Annotated in this window: 17 protein-coding genes; all 17 read right to left on the bottom strand. The window is 44.4% G+C overall.

The genetic code is table 11. The features are described 5' to 3' along the window. Positions 1-46: 46 nt before the first annotated feature. The 17 genes from wbaP to TOCE_RS02460 all read right to left on the bottom strand — a co-directional run bounded on the left by wbaP (position 47) and on the right by TOCE_RS02460 (position 21,979). Positions 47-1,597: an undecaprenyl-phosphate galactose phosphotransferase WbaP gene (gene wbaP / locus TOCE_RS02540; RefSeq protein ID WP_013275326.1), complete on the bottom strand. Its 1,551-nt coding sequence runs from the start codon at positions 1,595-1,597 to the stop codon at positions 47-49. 50 nt (positions 1,598-1,647) lie between these two features. Further along, positions 1,648-2,364, bottom strand: a complete 717-nt coding sequence (locus TOCE_RS02535) for a CpsD/CapB family tyrosine-protein kinase (RefSeq protein WP_013275325.1) — start codon at positions 2,362-2,364, stop codon at positions 1,648-1,650. Further along, positions 2,364-3,077, bottom strand: coding sequence for a YveK family protein (locus tag TOCE_RS02530; RefSeq protein WP_013275324.1), 714 nt, complete (start codon positions 3,075-3,077; stop codon positions 2,364-2,366). Before TOCE_RS02530 ends, TOCE_RS02535 begins: the two co-directional genes overlap by 1 nt. Positions 3,078-3,095: 18 nt before the next feature. Next, positions 3,096-3,659: a hypothetical protein gene (locus tag TOCE_RS11580; protein ID WP_013275323.1), complete on the bottom strand. Its 564-nt coding sequence runs from the start codon at positions 3,657-3,659 to the stop codon at positions 3,096-3,098. Positions 3,660-3,717: 58 nt separating this feature from the next. Continuing rightward, entirely contained in the window at positions 3,718-5,835 is a 2,118-nt protein-coding gene (locus TOCE_RS02520) for an S-layer homology domain-containing protein (protein ID WP_013275322.1), read from the bottom strand. A gap of 97 nt (positions 5,836-5,932) precedes the next feature. Continuing rightward, positions 5,933-7,000, bottom strand: coding sequence for an S-layer homology domain-containing protein (locus tag TOCE_RS02515; protein ID WP_013275321.1), 1,068 nt, complete (start codon positions 6,998-7,000; stop codon positions 5,933-5,935). A 1-nt stretch (position 7,001) separates the two neighbouring features. Further along, positions 7,002-7,808, bottom strand: a complete 807-nt coding sequence (locus TOCE_RS02510; RefSeq protein WP_013275320.1) for a tyrosine-protein phosphatase — start codon at positions 7,806-7,808, stop codon at positions 7,002-7,004. Positions 7,809-8,041: 233 nt separating this feature from the next. Beyond that, on the bottom strand, positions 8,042-9,442 hold the full coding sequence (locus TOCE_RS02505) for a sugar transferase (RefSeq protein WP_013275319.1): 1,401 nt from the start codon (positions 9,440-9,442) through the stop codon (positions 8,042-8,044). Positions 9,443-9,526: 84 nt separating this feature from the next. Then, entirely contained in the window at positions 9,527-10,669 is a 1,143-nt protein-coding gene (locus tag TOCE_RS02500) for a glycosyltransferase family 4 protein (protein WP_013275318.1), read from the bottom strand. A gap of 127 nt (positions 10,670-10,796) precedes the next feature. Next, positions 10,797-11,591: a glycosyltransferase family A protein gene (locus tag TOCE_RS02495; protein ID WP_013275317.1), complete on the bottom strand. Its 795-nt coding sequence runs from the start codon at positions 11,589-11,591 to the stop codon at positions 10,797-10,799. 15 nt (positions 11,592-11,606) lie between these two features. After that, a complete protein-coding gene (locus tag TOCE_RS02490) occupies positions 11,607-13,856 on the bottom strand; it encodes a glycosyltransferase (RefSeq protein WP_013275316.1) in 2,250 nt (749 codons plus the stop codon). Further along, the gene (locus TOCE_RS02485) at positions 13,853-15,496 is read right to left on the bottom strand and encodes a polysaccharide pyruvyl transferase family protein (RefSeq protein ID WP_013275315.1); all 1,644 of its coding nucleotides are present in this window, start codon (positions 15,494-15,496) and stop codon (positions 13,853-13,855) included. The genes TOCE_RS02490 and TOCE_RS02485 overlap by 4 nt, the downstream gene beginning before the upstream one ends. A 33-nt stretch (positions 15,497-15,529) precedes the next feature. After that, on the bottom strand, positions 15,530-16,291 hold the full coding sequence (locus TOCE_RS02480) for an ABC transporter ATP-binding protein (protein ID WP_013275314.1): 762 nt from the start codon (positions 16,289-16,291) through the stop codon (positions 15,530-15,532). Positions 16,292-16,316: 25 nt separating this feature from the next. Further along, on the bottom strand, positions 16,317-17,093 hold the full coding sequence (locus TOCE_RS02475; protein ID WP_013275313.1) for an ABC transporter permease: 777 nt from the start codon (positions 17,091-17,093) through the stop codon (positions 16,317-16,319). A gap of 87 nt (positions 17,094-17,180) precedes the next feature. Beyond that, complete coding sequence (locus tag TOCE_RS02470; protein WP_013275312.1) at positions 17,181-20,138, bottom strand: O-antigen ligase family protein; 2,958 nt, start codon at positions 20,136-20,138, stop codon at positions 17,181-17,183. A 341-nt stretch (positions 20,139-20,479) separates the two neighbouring features. Next, positions 20,480-20,815, bottom strand: coding sequence for a hypothetical protein (locus TOCE_RS02465; protein WP_013275311.1), 336 nt, complete (start codon positions 20,813-20,815; stop codon positions 20,480-20,482). A gap of 3 nt (positions 20,816-20,818) precedes the next feature. Further along, positions 20,819-21,979, bottom strand: coding sequence for a S8 family peptidase (locus TOCE_RS02460; RefSeq protein WP_013275310.1), 1,161 nt, complete (start codon positions 21,977-21,979; stop codon positions 20,819-20,821). Between the last annotated feature and the right edge of the window lie 60 nt (positions 21,980-22,039).

Below are 22,039 nucleotides of genomic sequence, written 5' to 3'. Positions count from 1 at the left end.
TAAATAGCGCAACGGCTAAAGAATGGCGACAATATTCATTTATAAATCAATACGCCCCTCGCCTTGCAAGCACGACACCTACAGTGCGGATAAGTATTACGATATCAAGCCATAGTGACCAGTTGCGCACGTACCAGGATTCGAGGTTCAGACGGCCTTCAAAATCTATTTCGTTTCTCCCACTTATCTGCCAAAGACCGGTAATACCTGGACGGGCAAGTAATATGGTTTCCGCAAAATTATCCATGCGAAATCTTTCTCGCGGAAGATAGGGTCGTGGCCCAACTAGACTCATCTCGCCTTTAAGGACATTGAATATTTGCGGCAGTTCATCCAGGCTGAGCTTTCTCAGAAAACGCCCAACTCTGGTAACTCGAGGATCGTAACCTTTAAGCTTAGCGTATTTCTCCCATTCTTCTTTTGCCGCAGGGTTTGACGCTAAATATCGCTGCAGAATTTCCTCGTTGTTCAGGTACATCGTCCGAAACTTATAGCACTTAAACTCCTTACCCCAACGGCCGATCCTTTTGTGTGCAAAGATCACCGGGCCTGGCGAGTCAAGTTTTATAGCAAGAGCTATTATAGCCATAATAGGCGCACTTACCAGTAAAGCAATACTGCCCACTACCAGGTCAAAAGTGCGTTTGAGGACCATATTAACAGGATCTGATAGATTGTTACGTACACGGAAGCCCAGCATTTGCTCTTCGAAGAAGTAGTCTATTTCGGCGCTGCTTACCGGGACGCCGAGGAGGTCCGGAATTACAAGCACGGACGCGGCTTCCCGCTGCAGGCGGTTTACTAATTTCACCAGTTCCTGGGAGGGCATTCCAGGCGCAGCTACCACCAGGTGGCGCACCCCCAGGCGCTGCATTACTTCCTGAGCATCGCTAAAATTTCCCAGGACCTTTAGTATGGTGTCTTTTTTAATTGCAAAAGTTTTGTGCTTTTTGCCGGGATCGTCTTCCAAGAACCCGACTACTTCGTATCCCAGGTACGAATCGCTGCTGAAAATTTTCGCTACTAGTTCGCCCGTTTTACCCGCACCGAGAATCACCACTTTCCGGCGCCACAGGCCGAGCCGGGACAGAATAGTTTTCCCGGTATACCGGCAAAAAGGTAATATCAGAAGGCAGAATAAGTATGTAAGCGTTAATACCGTTCTCGATACTTCACTGCTCAATTTTGCCATGAAAATCACGGTAAAAACTACTAAAAAAGCTAGAGTAATCCCTTTTACCAGGCGCTGTAATTCCCGCCAGAAAGGGTACCGCGCAGTATATAAACCTTCAAATGCCAGAATACCGAGAACGATCCCCGTAAGCCACCAGAAGTTGTTTATGAGCCTGTCCGGAACCATGGAAGAATAGAGCGGGCTAAGCGCCGGTAAAGTTCGAATCCTGATAAGGAGAGCAAGCATAAAGCTGGTTGCAATCCCCAAAAAATCCATAGCCGCAAGTAAAGTTATTTCAAATGCCCCCCAGAAGGCGTGAGCCAGGTCAAGGGTCGGGGCTGGCCTCAAAGCAATTGCGGCTTCATTACTTTGAGTTACGATCTGTCGGCCGGTTTTTCTTATCTCCACCTGGCTGTTATTCATTTCTTTCACCTTCTCATAGCCCTATTCTCATATATTATGTTTTTTGTTAATTACGTAATCTTCTTCTTTTTTCGCTTATGATCACCCTCGCCATAATAATAATAGTAATAGTAGTATCCTCCACCCTTCTGTTGCTTGACCTTATTGAGCACTACCCCCAAAATCCTGGCATTTACCTTATCCAACTGCTGCTTTGCAGCAACGGCGGCTTCCCTTTCGGTTGAACCCTCTTCCACCACCAGGATTACTCCGTCAACCAAAGTCGATAGAATCGCCGCATCGGCCACACTGTTCACCGGGGGAGCGTCGATAAGGACCATATCATACAACGAAGCCACTTCGTCAAGAAAGTTCTTCATTTTAGCTGAACCCAATACTTCGGCCGGATTGGGAGGTACCGGTCCGCTTGTAATGACGTGGAGGTTTTCCACTTTTGTGGTATTTACCACCGTATCCAGCGGTAGATCTTCCGCAAGAAGGTTGGACAGGCCTTTATAATTTTCCAGCAAGAATAACTTGTAAAGTTTAGGCCTCCGAAGGTCGGCATCCACCAGGAGCACCCTGCTCCCGGCACTCGCAATCGAAACCGCCAGGTTTGCAATTACGGTGCTTTTCCCTTCCTGAGGGATGCTGCTGGTTACCACCACTTTCTTTAAAGGCCTATCTATACTTGAAAACTGCAGGTTTGTCCTGAGCACTCTGAATGCTTCCGAAACCACGGATTTCGGGTCATCCATTACGAATAATTGGGCATCCATTTCTTCCATTAAGCTACCTCTCCTTTTTCAATGTAAGGTATAGAGCCTATTACCGGCAGGCCCAGGTATTTTGCCACATCTTCCGGTGATTTGATTGAGGTATCAAAAGATTCCTGCAAAAAGGCGAAAAATACTCCCATCATGAGACCGAGAATAAGCGAAAGCGAAAGATTCAATACAGGCTTGGGTTGGACTTTTTGGTATATGGGGATGGCTTCATCGATCACCTGCACATTTTCCACGTTCATTATCCTTATGACTTGCCTTGAAAAGCTTTCAGAGACCGCGTTGGCTATGGTGGCCGCCATGACCGGATCGTGGTCCGATACCCTGATTTCTATTATTTCGGTATTTTTCACCAGGTTCACTTTAATACGGGATTTCAGCTTCTCGTAGGTGGTATTCAGATTAAGCCTCCGTAGTACTTCTTCCAGCGTTGAACGGCTTTTGGCGATTTCACCGTAAGTAGATACCAGTAGGCGGTTGGTCTGAAGCTCCTGATAAGTAATGGGTGCGCTCGAATCCTGGACCCTCTGAACGGGTTTTCCCACCATAATAGTCGTATAAGATTCGTAAACGGGTTTTTTAATCCAAAAGGTGTAGGTAGCAGCTGCCATTATGCAGATGGCAACTACAACGGTGATGAGCCTAAGTCTCTTCTTCAGGACACTGATAATTTCTCTCAGCGATATTTCTTCTTCGTAGATATTGATTTCTTCCACCGTTTCCTCCTCCGTTTCTTATTCGGTAAGGTGTTTGTACTTATGGTACAGCGACCGGATCTCCTGAATTTCTTCAGGGGTAAACCTACTGAAAGCAATTTTTTTAGCTTCCTCTTTTTCGCTTTCCGTCAATCCCCCCTTTAAAAGCCCTAGAAGGTATTTTATGTCATCACTGGTCAGCCTTCTGACTACCAGCCACAGTATCCGCCTCTTATCGGAAAAGCTTATATTCCCGGAAATTTCATCAATCGATATGTCCTCTATAGCCTTTCCTGCGGTAGTACCTAAAGGTTTTTCGGGTTTCTCGAATTTCGGCGGCGGTGTACCTCGGGATGTTTGTCCTTCTTCAGATCCGGTTTCGTGAACATCTACCTCCGGCGTCCTGGGTAAATCAGGGGATTTTATGTCAGTAGGAGGCTGAGCTTGTCCCCCGCTTTGGGACACCTCTCCGGGATGGTCCGGAAAGACTAGATCGAACGCTTCATTTACAAGAATGTGGTAGGCTGATATTATTAAGGCTAGGAATAATGCCAGAGTGATTATTATTGCTTTGTACGGTATTTTCCCTTTTTCTTTCCCCATCGTTATTCTCCTAATTTTAATAAGGCGGGGGCACTCCGGCGAGTACCCCCGGATATTATCAGTTGTTGTAAAGCCCGTATATGAGCTTTACTGCCTCGGCTCTGGTTGTGTGAGCCTGTGGCCTTACGGTACCGTCGGGATAGCCGCTGACGATGCCCATTTCAACCAGCAGCGCGACATGTTCTTTCGCGTAACCGGCTATCTCTGCCGCGTCCTTGAACGGGGCAAGCAGCGTGCCGGCATCTTTCGAGGGCTTTCGGGCAAGAGCCCTTCCTATGATCGCCATTATCTCCTGCCTGGTTATCTTAGCGTTGGGGTCAAATACCTTGCCTTCGACTCTACCGGTAATCAGGCCGTTGTCATAAGCCGTCTGTATGTAGTCGGCATACCAGGCGCCGGAGGCTACGTCCTCGAAGGAGCCTTTGTATTTGACAAGGTCCAGTTCAAGGGCGCCTACTACGAGCTTGGCAAATTCAGCTCTGGTCACATTGTCGTTGGGCACGAATTTGTCCGCTGTGCGGCCATCGACCACGTGTTTTGCCGCCATGGACTCAACGTAGTTCTTTGCCCAATGGGACTTAATGTCCCCGAAAGTCCTATCATATTCCAGGAGCACGTATGTGCTGAGGTGGGCTAGATTTGCCCTGATTTCACCGCTGGCTTTATCTACTTTGCCGCCTTTGAATTCGGCCCTGCCTTCTTTCTCGTTGAGGTAGTAGATCCCCAGTTTATCGATATTGGTGGTAAGGCCTTTTATTGAAAGGCGCAGAGTTACCTTCTTCTTGAAGGATGCCGGATTGTCTCCCAAAAGCACGTTGGCTTCAACGGCGGAACCCACCGGTCTCATATTTTCTATGCCTTTGATGTTCATCAGCGCACTTTTTGCGTCCTTTGCTTCGACGTTGATCTTCAGAGCATTATTCCCCACTTCCACGGAACCTGCGGGCAGGTCTATGCCGATTTTCTTGAGGTTGACAGTCAGGGTTGCGCCTTTTTCGAAGGCTTTTGCTGCAAGGCTTGCGGGGAGTTCGACGGTCGCTTTGTCTCCTATTTTTTCGCTGCCGGTGAGATCTATAATAAGGGCCAGCTTCTTGCCTTCGGCCTTTTTCACCGCTTCATCGAGGAGCTTGAGGAGGTCGCTGACGGCCTTTTCATCGAAAGTTACAACTGCTTTGCCGTCGGCCACGGTAACTTTAACCGCATCAGCGGGTACGATGACTGCCACCGGTTTGTTCTGGTCTTTGGGGATTTCGATTTCGGGCTCGCTGGGTGCAGCGCCTCCTCCGCCACCGCCACCACCGGTGCCGCCACTGCTACCGTCATCTCCCGGTTCAGGAGGGGTTACGGGATATCCTTTTACGTCAAAGCCAAAGCTTTCCAGTGCTTTTGCTATTAGGTCTTTTTCACTAGTGGTAAATTCGCTATCGTTAAAAGCAGTTATGATATCAGTTATTACATCTTCCAACGCTTCTATTTCTTGCTCGTTAAGCGGGACTATACTCTGGCCTTTTTTAAAATAACCGGAGACTGCCGCTGGCTGGCCGCTGAGGTAAAGGTTCAGGTCATCCTTCAGGCTGTCCTTAAAACTAACGGAAAATCTGCCTCCCTCGTAGGAGATGTCAATATTTTTCGTTATTACTTTTTCGAAGACCTGACGGTTAAACCTTATAAAGTCGAACTTATTGTTGAATTTCGTGTTGATAAGGGCTGTTAATCCGGGGAATTTCTTATCAAAAATGTCGTTGTCCAGGTGTTTTATCCAGTTTATCTGATCCTGCGTTAAGCTGTTGATCCCCGGCTCTTTTACCTTTTCGGCAATCTCTTTTGTCCATTCTTTCCAGGATTTATTTTGAAATTTGTCATCTCTTAAGCTTTTGGCGAAATCCGTCACGGAATCCCGGGTGATTCCGTACCCATTGAGCCTGGAGTCAAGGGCGGTTTCGAATAATTTATCTACGATAATATCCTTCTGGTCGATTTTCTCAATGAGGTCGATTAACTTTTTTATCTCCTCCACACTCAGGCCTTCCAGCTTGCTCCGCAAAAAAACAGAGAAAGCTAGGCTGTTAATCTGGTCATCGGTCAAATCCCCCGTTTCGGCCCATGCGGGCATTGCCGCAACGAGCATCATTAAAACCAGGGCTATTGATATCGCCTTTCTAGTTAAGCCTCTCATAAAAAATTTAAGCCCCCTTTCTTCTCAATGACGATAAAAAATACACAAATCGATCAACTACCGCCCCTATATCCCCCCTTCTCGCTAAAGTTCTTTATCATTCATATATGAGTCTATAAAGGTTATATATCACAGTCGCCGCCTGGGCGCGAGTGGCGGTATCGCCAGGTACCAGGATATCGGCACTTACTCCGCTGATCAACCCAAGTTTCACGGCAACCGCGATTTCCGTCTTGGCCCAGTCGGATATCCTGTCCCGGTCTTTGTAAGCGGACAGGATTTTTTCTACTTCCGCGCTGTCTACAAAAGCTGATTTGTTCATAATCGATGCGGCGCGGGTGACGAGTACAGCCATTTCCTGCCTGGTGATAAGGCTGTTGGGATCGAATTTATTTCCTATGCCCCTTGCAAGGCCCGAGTTGTATGCTGCTTTTACGATGCTGTAAAACCAGTCGTCCGGCTTTACATCGGTGAAGGGTAGATCTTTACCGGTTCCCTCATCCTCCAGCTTGAGAAGTCTAACAAGCATTGCCGTAAATTCAGCTCTGGTCACCCTGTCTTCCGGTGCGAATAATCCGTCGGCCTTCCCTTTTATGATGCCTTTAGATGCTATGAATTCGATGTAGGTCCTGGCCCAGTGATTTTCGATATCGTTGAATTTAATCGATATTTCTGGAAATACCGGCTGGTTTTGAATTGGCTGTTCCGGGAGGCTGCCGCCTCCTGAAGCTGAGTTGTCGCTGCCCTCGTATTTTTCAACCAGGGCCTTTACGCCCTCCTTGTCGCCCTTTTCGATGAGATCCAGGAGTTTCAGCCTGTCCTCTTTACTCCATTTTTTAAGGTCGTCTATGTCAGACTTCAGCCGCCCAAGGCTGAGACCGTGTTTTGAGAGCAGATCTTGATAATTCTCCCCCACCACCAGGGCCAGTATATCCGGCAGAGAATCCTTCAGGTCTTCAAGGCCCTGTTCGCTATTAAAAAAAATCTCCAGCAGGTCTATAGCGTCGGATTTCACGGTGGGGTCGAGAGTCTTTAACTTTTCAAAGGCAAGGTCGATCAGGCCTTCGTCCAGTTCGATAGCGGCGGGTCTTGCATAATTCAAGGAAAGGCATAATAGGAAAATTGCAAAAACTGTCACTATGCGCGATTTTTTCAAACCACCCATCCTATACCTCCCTTTCCTTAACAACCTTGAAACCGCTGAAAAAAAGCGCCAGCTTTTTCGCGATGCCTAAATGGCCAGCTTTATAGCCAGCGAAAGGTACTTCTATTTGCTTTCCTTCCATAACCAGGCGGGGATTTTCCACCGATAAAAGGCTTGCAGCCTTTTCGCTAAGTGCAGCCAGGGCTTTTTTCATCCTGGGAGCCCTAGAGCGGGCTGTGTGGCAATCGGTGGCGATAATGTGAGCCAGCCCCTCCTTTAAGATTTTTTCGGCGGTGCGCATGGATTCCCTGCCGAATACACCCATGAGGCTGAGGGAGTTCACCTGCACCAGAGTACCTATCCTGACAAATTCGCAGAGTTTTTTGATATCTGCAATTATTTCCCGGTTCCGCTCCGGGTGGGCCAGGATAACCTTTACTCCCCTGAGGTGAACCGAATGAATAATATTCAATGAATAAGGGGGTATGCTCATCATGGGCAGTTCCACCAGCAGATACTTCCCGCCGTCGAAAAGGGTGAGTAACTTGCCCTCATCCAGCAGCTCCGGTATCTCTGGGGAAAGGAACACCTCCTGCCCCGGGTATACCTCCAGGTCGATGCCTTTTTCCCTGAACAAGTCGTTGAGTTCTTTCACCTTTTCCAGGATGAGCTCTCTCTCCAACTCCCTTTCTTTAGTGATAAAATGGGGGGTTGCCACCATCTTTCTTATGCCTTCGGATGCAGCTATTTCTGCCATTTTTAAAGATGTGTCCAGGTCCGGAGAGCCGTCGTCTATTCCAGGTAATATATGGGCGTGTAAGTCTATCACTTACTCTGCCTCCTTTTTTAACCCCGTCCTATCGCGCCCCCAATATATATATGTTTTATAATGATATATGTCTATGTTTGTCTTTGTTTGTATATTCGACATAAAATTAGTTTTTCCTGCCATAAGTTATAATTTTAACCAAATAATAGATTTCATAATAAAATCTATGTAATAAAAAATCCTGTTTGAATAACAGGATTTTTTTAAGATTCTCGGTATTAAACACTTTATTTTCATTTATTTTCCTTACTGGAAGACAACTCATCGCTACAGAGGACTATCATATTCTGCCACTGTTCGTCAACGTCGATATTTTTTTTCTTTACAATCCCCTCCGCTAACAAAATGGTCTTTAAGGTAAGGAAGAATATCTTTAAATCAAGTAAAAGGGAATAATTGCTTATATAATATAGGTCATACCTAAGCTTATCCTCGAAGGAAGTATCGTAACTCCCCATTACCTGGGCCAAGCCTGTTATCCCTGGCTTCACCAAGTGGCGATAGTTATAGTAAGGGTTGATTTGGCAGTATTTTTCGACAAAAACCGGCCTTTCGGGCCTCGGCCCTATGAGGCTCATGTCACCCTTTAGGACGTTTATCAGCTGTGGTATTTCATCAAACCTCAGGGCCCGCAATATCTTGCCCAGGGGGGTCAGCCGCGGATCGTCTTTGCCAGCCATTACCGGACCGGTATGTTTTTCAGCATTGTTTATCATGGTTCTGAACTTATAAAGTTTGAATTTCTTTCCATACTGGCCTATTCGCTCTTGAATATATAAGATCGGGCCTTCGGAAGTAAGTTTAATAAGAATCGATATGATGATAATTAGCGGAAGAGACAAAATCAGTCCAACAAATGCGCTGATAAAATCCAGCACCCTTTTTATTACCCGTTGACCTCTGCTTACATTCCAGTGAGGGAATTCAAAGACCAGCAAATCATCGAAAGTGACAAGTCTAGCTTTCGGCATTAGTATTTCATATAAATCTGGAATGATAGCAATTTTCTTTCCTTTTAACGAAGCGTCCACAATCTCTTTTTTTAAATTTTTAGCCGCCTCAGCCGTTAAAAATATGGTATCGGCCAGGTTCATAGCCCATTCAAGCATTTTTGCTTCATTTTCCAGCACTGCATACCTGCAGTCTACCCACCCGTGGTCTATTCTGGAAATGCTGTTTATAATTTGCTTCGCATCTTCCTCTCGTCCTACTATGAGCAATCTCTCCGGGCCGTGTATCTTTTTGTATAAATTTATTGCTATGTACCTTAAAGTAACGATAAAAACAGTTTGTAATATAAAACCACCGATAAAAACACTCCTAGGAAATGCAAAGCTCCGAAGGAAAAAGCTTGAAGCCATACCGATAACATTGGAAAAAAAGAGCGCAATTACACTTGAAACAGCAAGTTCACTTATGTTTCTCCTCTCGATGTTATATATACCGTATATGTTGAATAATATCAAAGCTGTTATTGAAATTACAGGGATGACGGTAATGTAAGCCTCTATATTCTCGGTTGTAAATTTGCCTTTCCATAGATGAAAAATTAATAAATAACCCAAATTGATAAAAAATATATCTAGTATCGCTAATAATAATGAAATTAAATTCTTTTTTGTTTTCCCGTTCATCAGAGGAGCTCCCCTAATATTCTCTTATTAATTAAAATAATTCAAAGAGTTTTCTCACTGCGAACAATTTTATCGGGTAGCCACCTACAATGCCAGATAACGCATGTAAATAGCCTCCATCTCATTTAGAACCCTGTCCATAGAATAATCTTTAATTTTTTCACGGCCGGCTTTGCCCATAGTTTTGCGTAATTCTCCGTTTTCGATAAGACTTTTAAGGGCGAAAAATAAACCTTCATCATCACCTAAATCCACTAGAAACCCCGTTTTCCCGTGTTCCACCAGATCGCGACTGCCTCGAACATTAGTAGCCACCACCGGTTTTCCAGCAGCCATAGCTTCCATAATAGACTTAGGAAGGCCTTCACGCTTGGAGGTTAGAGTTACAATATCACTTTCCCGAAGGATCTGAGGCACATCCCGGCGGTAGCCCAGGAAATACACCCGTGGTATTTTTTCTTCCTTTACCTTCTTCTTCAAAGCCGGCATTAGCTCTCCTTTTCCCACTAGAAGGAGGTGACAGTGGGAACATTTTGCCGCCAGCTTCTTCCATGCCTTTAAGATCAATATATGATTTTTATTGGGAGTCATTTCTGCTACACAGGTGATAATTATATCAGAGTGGGAAAGTCCGAGGTCCACTCGTATATATTGTCCTTTAGAAGGCAGAGACGTATAACAGCTAAGATTAACTCCTACACCATGAACATAAAACAGGTTCCTTCCCGGCTCAAAACCGAACCGGCGCGCGATTTCGAAATCTTCCCTATTTATCACGATGAGCCCGTCGGTCCAGTGGGAAGCCAAGCGTTCCATCGGATAATAAAGGAGCCAGTTTTTTAATGGTACACCACGGTAAAAGTGAAATCCATGGGCCGTATACAGCACGGGGCCCTGGCATTTAGCTTTGGCCATAAACCTTCCCAAAAAAGCGGCAACAGGAGTATGTACATGGATAAGATCAAAGCGATGAGCCTCGAATAGATGGTCTAATTCTCTTAAAGCACGCCAGTTTTTAAGGCTATAGGGCGAGCGGGAAAAAGGTATATCCCAGCACCTTGCCCTTATAGCCTCTACCTCTTCTTTTCCCCCGTCATCCGGGGAAGCTGCTGCGTGTACCTCATAGCCTTTTTCTTGAAGAAGCCGCATAAAAGGAATATGGAAGGCAGCCAGATGTGTGTAGACTGTGGCGAGGAAAAGAACTTTACTTTTACTGTTAAGTGACATGAATTATTACCACCTGTGTGCAGTCTTCTTTTATAAGAATAAGTAATTAAAAAAACTAAGTTTAAATACTGTCCTCGGTTTATTAATGAAGCATCTAAAATCATAAACGTCGCTGCTTCTAAGCTCTTCACAACGAATTGTACAAATTTTTTAGTGGGCGTAAAATTTCTTCCTTTATTAACGCACCGAATGCTCGTGGTATTCGAAAGGGTTCATCCTTAAGAAGTTTTAGAATTGCTTTGTGGGAGTAAAGATTGTGATGTTTACGGCGCAGGTAATTTTTCAGCTCTTTCCGGTGCTGATTTGAAGAACTAAGCATACTTTTACCGTGCTTTCGGTACCAGAAAAGGCCCTCGGGTATGTGAAACCCTCGCCACCCCTTTTCTACGGCTGAAAGCCAAAAATCCCAATCCTCATACCCTAATCGCATGTTTTCATCGAATCCACCAACTTCTTCCCAAATCTTCCTCCGAAACATGGCCGAATATGGGATATAATTATCTACCAAAAGGTGCAAGGCAGAATATGACAGATTGCTCCACTGCTTATTCTGGTTTCCGAAAACACGCGTAGTAGAATAAACAAAGCCCACATCTGGTTGTTTTTCCAGAACTTCCAAACAAGTTGAGCAGTACGAGGGAGATATGATGTCATCGGCATCCAGACAGACTATATACGGAGCCGAAGTTAGCCTAATACCTGTATTTCGGGCACCCGGTAGACCTCTGTTAGATTGACGGTAGACGTAAATTCCTCTTGCGCGCAATCTATCTAAAACTCTAAGAGTTTCAGGGTCGGTAGAACCATCGTCAACAATTACAAGTTCTATTTTTGTATCCTGGCTTAGCGCCGAATGCACTGCTTCCTCTACAAACTCACCATAGTTGTAGCATGGAATGACTATAGCCACCTTTAGGGGCACTTTACCACCGCCATATTAGAAAAGTTTATCTAAACGCAAACGGAAAAACAACCTTAAAGCTCGCCTAAAAAAAGGCCGTCTCCATAGTGACAACAACTTTTCTTTTAGTTCAGGGGGTATTTCGTGAGTCGACCAATCCAAGGATCCGACTATTTCATTTTCTGTTCCTTTCGAGACAAATCCGATTGGCGGTAACTCCCAAGTGGGGTTATCGTAAAGGTAGCCTGGCCCATTGGCGTTTAGAAGATTGAACACATCTTTTGCGTACTTTCCATAAAAATCAGCGTGTTTTTGAGAAATCAAGTTATATAGGTAGAGCATGTTTCCCCGATTAAACTGTCGTGACATTGAATCTGGTCTTACCCTATACTTAAAGAACGGACGTGGAATTATTACTCCCCTGCATCCATTTTTTACCATTCTAATGACACACTCATAATCTTCCATCCCGTATTCCATCTCTGGGTCGTTCAAACCGTAAAGCAAAAAATCTCTCTTTCTGAAAACCAAACCGCTGCTGTTAAGGGTGTTATGTACTAAGAGATAAGGTGGTTCAGGATTCCAAGTGGGCCATATACCCCGTGCTGCCCCAAAATATTCGGTCCAGCAGCCAATAAAACTTACGTTGCTGTAATACTTGAGGATCTTAATGGCCCAGTCGTAATACTCTGCAGATACTAAATCGTCAGCGTCCAAAAAAGCCAAAAACTCTCCCCTTGCGTTTAGAGCCCCTTCATTTCGGGCTGTAGCCAGTCCTCCATTCCGTTTATGAATCACTCTAACCGGATAATTTTTCTCTATTTGGTAAAGGATAGCAAGACTTTTTGGCTCATCACTACCATCGTTTACAACAATAATCTCCTTTTGAGGATAGGAAATGCGAAGCAAGCTGTCCAAAGTATCTTTAATGTAGTCACCCATATTGTAGTATGGTATGACGATGCTTAGTAAATCTTTTTCTTCTTGTGCTTCTGTAAACAACTCTTTTTGTTGCACTTTATCTTGGGGCTCTACTTGGCTCTCTCTTATGAAAGGAAAAATACGCGAACAATTCTTAGTATGAGTTAGCTCTTCAAGCACCTTAATTTTCTTATTATATACTGCCTCGTAAGAACAAAGCTCGTAGAGGCGCTTTCTTGCATTTTCAGCCATTTCCTCCATTTTTTCTGGCGATAACTCCATTGCTTTTAAAAGCTTGGATTTAAAACTCTCCGGGTTCTGGTGCGAAAAAATAAAACCGCTTTTCCCGTCCTCAATAATTTCTCTGTGTCCTCCGCTATCGGAAGCTATCACCATCACGCCTTGAGAAAGTAGTTCCACTACTGTGTAAGAGAAGCTCTCGATAAGAGAAGGAACGATCCCAATGCGTACTTTTCTTAACATCTGCATGAGGGTCTCAGGATCCTTTTTCCCTTCCCACGTAACCAGACCATCTTCAAAATACCGTCTATATTTTTTTTGCAGGTAAGAACTCATCGTCTGACTTTTAGGGTAAAAAAACGTATCTCCGCCGACTAGTTTGAGGCGAATATTCACACCATTATCCCAAAGTTCTCGAAAATACCTAAAAAGGTGAAGTATACCTTTAAGATACTGGAGTCTCCCCAAAAATATTAGATCTTCACGATCTGATTCTTGCCAACTAATTAAAGATTTATCATTACTAGTTTCATATGGATTCGGTATAATGTAGGTTTTTAATTTAGTAAGGTCTATATACTTACTAAGCTCATCAATAAGGTATCGACTTGGGGATATAACAGCATCTGCGGCTCTTATGCAGAAGCGTTCCATTTCACCTATCCAATAATCAGGGAAGCGATAAACTGGTGCCTGATCATGTATATCACATAAAAACTTGGGGGTATGCAGAGTTAATACTATAGGTAAATCTGTTAGTTTATCCCATAGGACTTTCTTTTTTTGTAACAAAAAATAAGCAATACCAAGATAGTCCTGGCATTCTAATACGTCTGGAGCACCTTCCTGTTTAATAAATTCTTCGACAATCTCCGAAAACTGAAAACTGAGAGCCGCCACATAGCCCAGATACTTATATGTTTCAATTAGGCCAGGCCTAAACTTTATTACCCTTATATTTTCTATAGTTTCAATGCTAATGGATTTTTCTAAATTACTATCGGCAACGAATACGCTTACTTCGTGTCCAAATGAAGCAAACATGTGAGCGGTATGAAAACAATAAGTCGCTATACCGCCTCCAAAAAACGGTGGGTATTCTGTAGTCAAGAGCCAGATCTTCATCGTTTACCAATCCCCCATATCCAAATGCCAACTTTCCGAATTGGGGTCAACAACAATCGCCAAAAAGGTCTATCCATCAATCTCCAGTATTTCTGCACCAGCCTCCAACTTCGGGAACGCACGATAATTCCCAGTTGAGCAGCTAGTGCAGTATTATCTTGTCGTAGCTTGGCTACCTCATCCCCAAGTACAGCATTTTGTTTATATAAATTGTCTAATTCCCCCGACAAAACGGAGTTTTGCCTGTGCAGGGATTCCAACTGTTCGCGGAGAGCTACATTCTCGGATTCAAGACGCGAAATTATGTACTCTTGCTCATTTACTTTTGCTAATAACCGGTTTCTGTCTTCTTGCAGATAAGTTGTTACTCTGAGCACCGCACCCCGTTTTTCTGGCATTTCTTTGAGTTCATGTTCCAATAAACCCATCCATTCTTGTCGCGCTTTTTGATGTGCCGAAAGAATAGCTTCTTGCTCCTTTCGCAGAGTTTCTAGATCTTCTGTTAAAAATTCCTCAAAAGAATGGATTGTGCTCTGAATCCCGGATTGTTTCTGGGTATAATAATCGTTAAAAGCTAAAAGGTACGTTGGAACACCGAGAATTTTTAAGAACAAGGCTGTATGATACGAGTTAGCAACAAATAGTTTTACCGAACGTAATAATGGGACTACATCCTCAAGTCTTCCCTGAAGCAACAAACCAGTTATATCAAGTCCTATGAACTGCGGGAAATAACGTGTCAGAAGGGTTCTTTTTAAAGCTGCCCATGTGTCTTGTACTTCCTGTCGAGAATCAAGATAGCTTCCGACCAAAATAGGAAAACTTAAAGGGTCAAATTGTGTAGTAAGTAATTGAAACAAGTCCTGCAATTGCTGTAAAATAACCTGATCCAATGATTGATTTTGTTGCTCTTGTATTGGTGAAGAATACACATAATTGGAGAGGTTTAAATGTAGGCCAAAAGAAAGATTTAACAACAATGCATTATTATCTTTTGCTGGTATTTCAGCATATCGGAGTAGTTCCTCAAAAGCGTCATCTCCTGAAAAAAAGGCATCTATTCCCGATTGGGTTAGAATTTTTACACTTTCAGGATCTCGACAGCCAACCAGGTCAGGTCTGTAACGCCGGCAGTGCTCTGCAAGAACGGGCACAAACTCTGCTCCTAATTGCTGTCCGGAAATTATGTAACGACTAATGGGAAAGGTCTGCAGGACGGCTTCTATCAGATCAATCATCCAACGTCCCCAAAAGCCGTTGAAAAAACCTCCTCCATAGACATGCAAGATTATGGGTATTAATCTATCAGAAACTTTAAGGGGCTCAAGTCCAAAAGCTGCCCCCCGGCTGCTTGTATCTTCCTCACTGTGATGGGTATAAAATAACCAGTGGGGAGTTTCAAAAAAATCTATAAGTTCACGCAAAGTTTCCGCGTCAGAAGTCGTCCGGAGGTGCAAAAGTGGACATAGAACCGCATCTGGCCAATGTTGTTTGTACCAACGAAGAGTCCCTCGTAGCTGCAGGAGATCTCCGAAGTTGCGGCCATAACCGTTAAAACCGCCTGCTAAAATAACAATTTGGCTAGCATCCTCAGAATTAATTTTTCGGTTTGTCTCTGGCAGGGTGTAAAAGAAAATCATTTTATCCTTAGTACCTCCGATTTAAAAAAATAACTATAATCCTTCAACAGCTTTCATAAATTCACTATATGCTTTCGTTACTTCCCTAACCGGGCCCTGCATCTTTACCTCTCCCTTGTCCAGCCACACAGCGTTATCGCATAAATCTTCTATCTGTTTAGGTGAATGCGAAACAAGGATAATAGTAGTACCCCTTTTCTGCAGCTCTCTTATCCTAGTCAGGCACTTTTCCTGGAAAGCTAGGTCACCTACAGCCAAGACCTCATCAATAAGTAGAATCTCAGGATCAACGTGTACGGCTACTGCGAAACCTAGTCTTGTATACATACCCGATGAATAATTGCGTACAGGATTATCGATGAAATCGCCGAGCTCCGCGAAAGCGATGATGTCGTCGAGTCGCTCCTTTATCTCCTTCCTTGTCAGGCCCAGGATGGAGGCATTGAGAAAGATGTTCTCCCGTCCTGTGAATTCCGGGTGAAAGCCAGCCCCAAGTTCCAATAGAGTAGAAACTCGGCCGTTTATTTTCACCTCACCACGAGTGGGGTAAAGGATACGGCTTATTATCTTTAGCAAGGTGCTCTTACCCGAACCATTGCGTCCTAGAAGCCCTACAGTACTGCCTTTAGGGATGGTCAGGTTTATCCCTTTTAAGGCCCAAAAATCCTCGCCTTTATTTCGGCCCCAGAATATAATCCTTTCTTTCAAGCTATAAGTTTTTTCGTGGTAGATTCGAAATTTTTTCCATACATCTTTTATTTCTATAGCCACTTCTTTAGATACTTCCTTTGCCAAGTTAAACCCTTCTTCCATTTTTCTCCTATATTTCTTCTGCCACAGCCTGCTGCCAGCGCTGGAATGCTAAGAGGCTTATACAGAACAAGATTAGGCAGCTCAAGCCGACATATAAAAGAGCATTCCAGTCAGGCCATATGCCTTTATAGAATATGTCGCGGTAGGCTTCGACAATATGGGCTGCTGGGTTTAATGCGAAAAACTTTTTCGCATTAGGAGGCGCCATCTCGGTTGAGTAAACTACCGGAGTAAGGAAAAACCATACAGTCATGAAGACTCCGGTTATGTGTTCCAAATCCCGAAAATAAACATTGCCTACCGATACCAAGAGGGTAAGGGAAGCTACAAGAATAGTTTCAACTAACAGTACTAAAGGAAAGGCTAAAAGAGCCCAGGTCAACCGAATTTTAAATAGCAAAAGGGCAGGTATAAGTATCAGCAGGCTTAAAAGGTAGTTAACGAGGTTGGACAGCACCACCGAAAGGGGAAGAAGTTCACGCGGGAAGTACACTTTTTTAATTAAAGAAGCGTTCGCGACCAAGCTAGCCGCTCCTTGAATAATAGAGCCGGAAAGGTAATTCCATGGCAGAAGAGCCACGAAAAGGAACATGGTGTACTTTTCAATGGCTGACCGCATTATAAAAGAGAAAACGAAGCTATAGACTATAAGCATTAAAAGAGGATTAAAAAAGGTCCAGAAAAATCCTAAAATAGATCCCTTATACCTTGCCCTCAGCTCTTTTGATACCAAATTTTTTAGCATTTCCCTGTAAGCGTATATCTCTTTTAATCTCTCCCACATTCTTTTTTTCCTTCTCCTTTGTATGCCTTATTTCTTCTTTTTGCTTGCTTTTTTCTTCTTTTTGTTTGTTTTTTGCCGCGGAATAATTTATTTTTTATACAGCAAAAACTCTCCTAAATAAATATCACTTTTGGGATTTACAAATATCCTAATCCTTGTGTCTTTTCCTTCTATATCATCTGGTGCAACAAATTCTCCTTTATCAGCCGTCAAACTAAATACTTCTTTATTGTCAGCGACTATATCTATTTTATATCCTCCTTCGAGAACGTCCGCCTTCAGCTCTACTATATACGGTTGGTTAGGCTCAAGATTTATCCCTTCCGAAAGGTATAAGGTTACTGCTGATTCACCAGCGGGGATTACGCGAGCATTTTCCCCCGGATTGATTTTTATTTCCCCTTCACCCCAGATAGTCCACAGGTCAGGCTGCCCATCTTCATTGAGGTCGATGCTGAAGTCTGCCGCAAATACCAGGTCTTTTAGTTTTTTTACAGTATCGCTGTTCGGGATTTCAAAAAGCATTGCCGCTTTTTTCAGATATAGCATCAAATCCTTTGTAGCTACAAGTTTTACGACACCCGGGTCGCTTTGAGGCGATTTCCGGTTAAGTTCAATTATCTTTGATGGAATATCAAGGCATTTTCCCAGAAGCTCTTTTGCCCTGTCAACCTCATTCTTTACTATATATACTTCCGCTGCCTTTTCGTATCCTTCTGCCAGAGCCTCCCAGACGCTTATGTTGTACGGATTAAGCTTTGCCGCCTCCTCCAGCAGGGATAGACCTTCTTCCAGCCTGCCTTCTCTCAGGTAAGTTGCGGCAAGCAAACTCTTTAGCTTTGCGTTATAAGGCTCCATAGCGGCTGCTTCTTCCCTCAGTTTTAAGGCTTTGTCTTTAAACTCTTTGTTCTTTCCCTGCTCGCCTATTATATCGTAAATCTGTGAAAGGTCAGCTTTGAAAGAGGCAGCAAAGGGATCGTATTTCGACGCTTTCTCAAAGGCTTCCTTAGCTCCCGCTATGTCGCCGCTCTGGATGGCCCGTACGGCCTTCTGGCCATAAGAATAACCGGTGTAAAGCGTCCACGATCCAAGGATAAAGAGGAGTGTGATCCCACATACTACCCATGTCGCGTAAAACTTAGAGGCCGGTTGTCCTCTTTTTGCCACCGGGATGGTTGCACCACCGTCAATGGTTGCTGCTATGCCCAAGAGAGCCCAAAGATAAATTGCGACAGCTGGAAGAGACATGTTGAAATCCACGGCGCTATGGCCGAGGATCGCTACGGCGGAGGAAAGGGCGGCAGTATTTAGGGCACTGTGCTTCTGATCGTCCACTTTATTTATATTACTTATAATCATATTTCTGATAATGAGCACCAACACCGCGAGGAACGTCAGCAGGCCGATTATGCCGGTTTCAACCATGAGCTGCAAAAAGAAGCTATGCACTTCTGTGGTAAAATACCGGTACGACTGGTATGCAAAATACGCCGACTTCCAGCCGCCTCCGCCGATCCCGAGTACCGGATGTTCCTTTATTATTTTCAAGGCGTCCCGGTAAAAACTGAGCCTGCCCTGAAAGCTGAACTCGCCGAAGCTTATGCTTGATAATCTCTGTGCGACAGCTTCGGGGATGTACTTATACGCCAAGATTATTCTCTGACCTGCGGCTCTGTCATTCGCTTCAAAAATTTCTGCATTGCTAAATGTGACGGAAGTGCCGGGGAAGTTGTTTGCGAAGCCTATACGAAGCTTTGTGGTATCCGTTCTCGTTTTGAATGGAATTTCTACTAATTGATGGTCCAGAGCTTTGTTGAAAAATTCACTTTTGATATCGGTTTCTTTATTGTTCTTATCGACACTCTTTATCAGGACAGCTCCGCCCCATTTATCCTGCTCCTGTCCAGGCCTTGCCGTTACTATGACCTTCAGGACGTATTCGGTATCGGGTTTTACATTACTTACGGTATGCAATGAGGTCTTCCAGCTTTCAGGTTCTTTAGGACCATGAGCCAGAGTAAGGGGTTTTTCTGTTGTAAAAGCTATATATACACCGACACCAGTAATTATGGTAAGAATTACAAAAACAGAAAGTAATGTAACGGGTTTTATGCGCACGGTAAAGCGCTCACTTAATTTCTCGAATATGTAAAATACCGCTATGGCAAAGATTAGCCCCACCAGGTACCAGAACCAGACTTTGCTAGTTTCCCCTCCGGAGATACTAGAATCAAAGCCAGGGGAGGCGAATATTCCCGCGGCAAAGGTTTGCAAAGAATACCCAATCACCTTCATTTTATATAATCCGGGAATGCTTATTATGAGAATAAGATAAAATACCGGGAACATCAGCCAGGCGGCCCTGGAGAGTGCAAATATAAAAGCCAGAAAAAGGGTGTAGTTTACTGCAGCAAGGATAGTCATTTCCCAGCGCCTTTCCGACGTAACCTGGAGCCCCAAGCCCAGTATTAGGGCGGCGGTGAGGTATGCCGCCAGGGTATTCGGATATTGGAGCGTCGAGTTAATTCTGCCACCAACGAAGGCGCCGGGGTAGTTAATCGTGCCTGCTGCCGCACCGATGCCAGCTAAGGCGACACCAGCGGCAGAAATTACCATTGTCCAGAGGATTATTTTTTTATCCCCTTCGCTCCTGGCTATATCCGAAACGAGATAGTACACGATGAAGTAGTTTATGTACTTGAGAAGTTCGCCTACGGCGTAGCGCAGGTTAACCGCCGCAAAGATGGAGAGAAAGTACGCACCAACGACGGCCAAAGCTGCATAATCTATGGATGACCTGAAGAACCGGGTTTCTTTCAGGTTTGTACTCCTGTATATTACCCATGCCAGGAAGACAATCCCGCTGTATATGTGGGTGGGAAGGATCTCTCTGTCGAAAAACAGCCCCCTGAAGTAAGGGGGGTAAAAGAGAAGTATCAAAAGTCCGGCAAATATTAAATAATACAGGGTATTCCTTTCATTTGTCAGTTTTTCTCTTGAAATGTCATGTTTTGTCGCTGAAATTCCACTTTTTTTGCGTCCCAAATCCATTCACCGCCTAGACTCAGAATTTGCGCACTTATACACTTGCCGAATTTTTTCAGTAAATTGTGGACTTCGTTGTAAACCGCAGTTTGTAACCCTGCAAGCCTGCAGGGTTATATCAATAGTTTATTTGACACAAAAAACTTTTCCGCAGGAAGTATTGAGAAACTATCTCGACATTTTTCTTATTCTACATTTAGCATAAATTTCCTTCTAGTCAGGAATATTTTTCTTTTTCATAACAAAAAAAGACCGGGTTTTTACCGGCCTTATATTCCAATTACCGCGCCTAGGCCTTTGTGGAGTTTTGCTATAGTGCAATAACACGAAAGTCGATTTTCTTAAGTTTCTTTGTCTTTTTCTTCTCCCTTCCAGGACAGGAGAAAATTCTTCACATCCTCAGGCATCGGCCCTGCAGGAATATACTTAGAGACCTCCAGCATCAGTTCTGCCATCTGTTTTTTAAGCTCCGGCGGGATTTTTTCGGTCATTTTTTTCACGGTTTCGGCTGCTTTTTCCGGGGTCAGGTCTACGTCAAGGCCGGCCTCGCGCAGCAGTTCTTTTGCAAATTCCGGGTTATCCGGCGTGAGGCCGAACTTGGAAAAGATCTGCCCCAGTGATTCGGGGGTTTTCCCGGATTTTTCGATTTCTTTTCTGATCTCTTCAAATTTGCTCACGGCTTAAAGCCTCCCTAATTTTTTTATATTTGATACCGCGCTCGAGACATCCAGAAGGCCCGCTCCCTGTTTTTCTTTCGGAAGGCCCAGGTCCCTCGCGGTATCCATAAGGAACGACTTTACCTCCTGAGGGCTCATCCTGGTTAAGGAAAGCAGCAACGCTGCAGCACCGGTGACGTGGGGAGTTGCCATGGATGTGCCGCTCATCAGCTTATAACCCCCGTTTTTGTACGTTGAAGGTATGTCGACTCCCGGCGCTATTATATCCACTTCCGGCCCGCTGCTGGAGAAGCTCGCCGGGCGGTCATGCATATTTAAAGCTGCGACGCCGATAACCTCGGGGTACTTGGCAGGGTACAGTACCGAATCCTCTTTGCCCGTGTTTCCCGCTGCAGCTACCAGAACGATGTTATTTTTGTACAGTTTTTCTATGGCCCGCCTGAGGGCAAAGCTCCTGTTCTTCACCCCGAAACTCATGTTTACTACATGTACCTTCTTCTCAAGGCACCAGTTCAGAGCTTCAACGATATTTGAAATATTGCCGCGGCCGTACCTGTCGAAGGCCTTTACCGCATAGATTTCCACCTTGGGCGCAACGCCCACGACGCCTATATCGTTATCCAGCGCGGCTATGGTCCCCGCCACATGGGTGCCGTGCCCGTTGTCGTCGAGAATATTTTTGCAGTCAAGTATACCGCATGCATCCTTAATGTTGTCCTTCAAGTCCGGGTGGTAAAGGTCTATACCGGTATCTATTATGCCTACCCTCACGCTTTCTCCTCTGCAGGTACTCCATGCCGACTGGGCTGCTACTTTTTTCACGCCCCAGGGTATCTCCTGCCCCTTGCTTCTTCCGAGAACTAATCCTGTGGGTACACCCTGAATGGTCGCTACATAATCATCTTCTATGAAATCTATCATGGGGTCTTCGCTTAATTTTTGAAGGCTCACGGCAGAAGGACTTACTTCGCACAAACAGGCATCTATCAGCGGTAGCTGCTTTTTTATCTTTATTCCGTAACTTTCGAGAATATTACTGGTTTCCATAACTTGTACGCCGGGTTTAAAGCCAACGATCTTGTATCTTTTCCGGCTTTTCTTTTTTTGTACGGCTCCTGCGACTCCCAGAAGCAGGCTGTAGTACAGCAAAATATACGGAACCACTTACAACACCCCCTTTAAATTTCTAATATTACATTATTCCCGGGGGCAATCTTTGGTGAT

The sequence above is a fragment of the Thermosediminibacter oceani DSM 16646 genome (assembly GCF_000144645.1).
Taxonomy (GTDB): domain Bacteria; phylum Bacillota; class Thermosediminibacteria; order Thermosediminibacterales; family Thermosediminibacteraceae; genus Thermosediminibacter; species Thermosediminibacter oceani.
This window is presented reverse-complemented; position numbering and strand designations above follow the sequence as displayed.

Coding starts and splice junctions, on each gene's coding strand:
- wbaP (WP_013275326.1), bottom strand. CDS start 1,597: ATGAATAACAGCCAGGTGGAGATAAGAAAAACCGGCCGACAGATCGTA.
- TOCE_RS02535 (WP_013275325.1), bottom strand. CDS start 2,364: ATGGAAGAAATGGATGCCCAATTATTCGTAATGGATGACCCGAAATCC.
- TOCE_RS11580 (WP_013275323.1), bottom strand. CDS start 3,659: ATGGGGAAAGAAAAAGGGAAAATACCGTACAAAGCAATAATAATCACT.
- TOCE_RS02520 (WP_013275322.1), bottom strand. CDS start 5,835: ATGAGAGGCTTAACTAGAAAGGCGATATCAATAGCCCTGGTTTTAATG.
- TOCE_RS02515 (WP_013275321.1), bottom strand. CDS start 7,000: ATGGGTGGTTTGAAAAAATCGCGCATAGTGACAGTTTTTGCAATTTTC.
- TOCE_RS02505 (WP_013275319.1), bottom strand. CDS start 9,442: ATGAACGGGAAAACAAAAAAGAATTTAATTTCATTATTATTAGCGATA.
- TOCE_RS02500 (WP_013275318.1), bottom strand. CDS start 10,669: ATGTCACTTAACAGTAAAAGTAAAGTTCTTTTCCTCGCCACAGTCTAC.
- TOCE_RS02490 (WP_013275316.1), bottom strand. CDS start 13,856: ATGAAGATCTGGCTCTTGACTACAGAATACCCACCGTTTTTTGGAGGC.
- TOCE_RS02485 (WP_013275315.1), bottom strand. CDS start 15,496: ATGATTTTCTTTTACACCCTGCCAGAGACAAACCGAAAAATTAATTCT.
- TOCE_RS02475 (WP_013275313.1), bottom strand. CDS start 17,093: ATGTGGGAGAGATTAAAAGAGATATACGCTTACAGGGAAATGCTAAAA.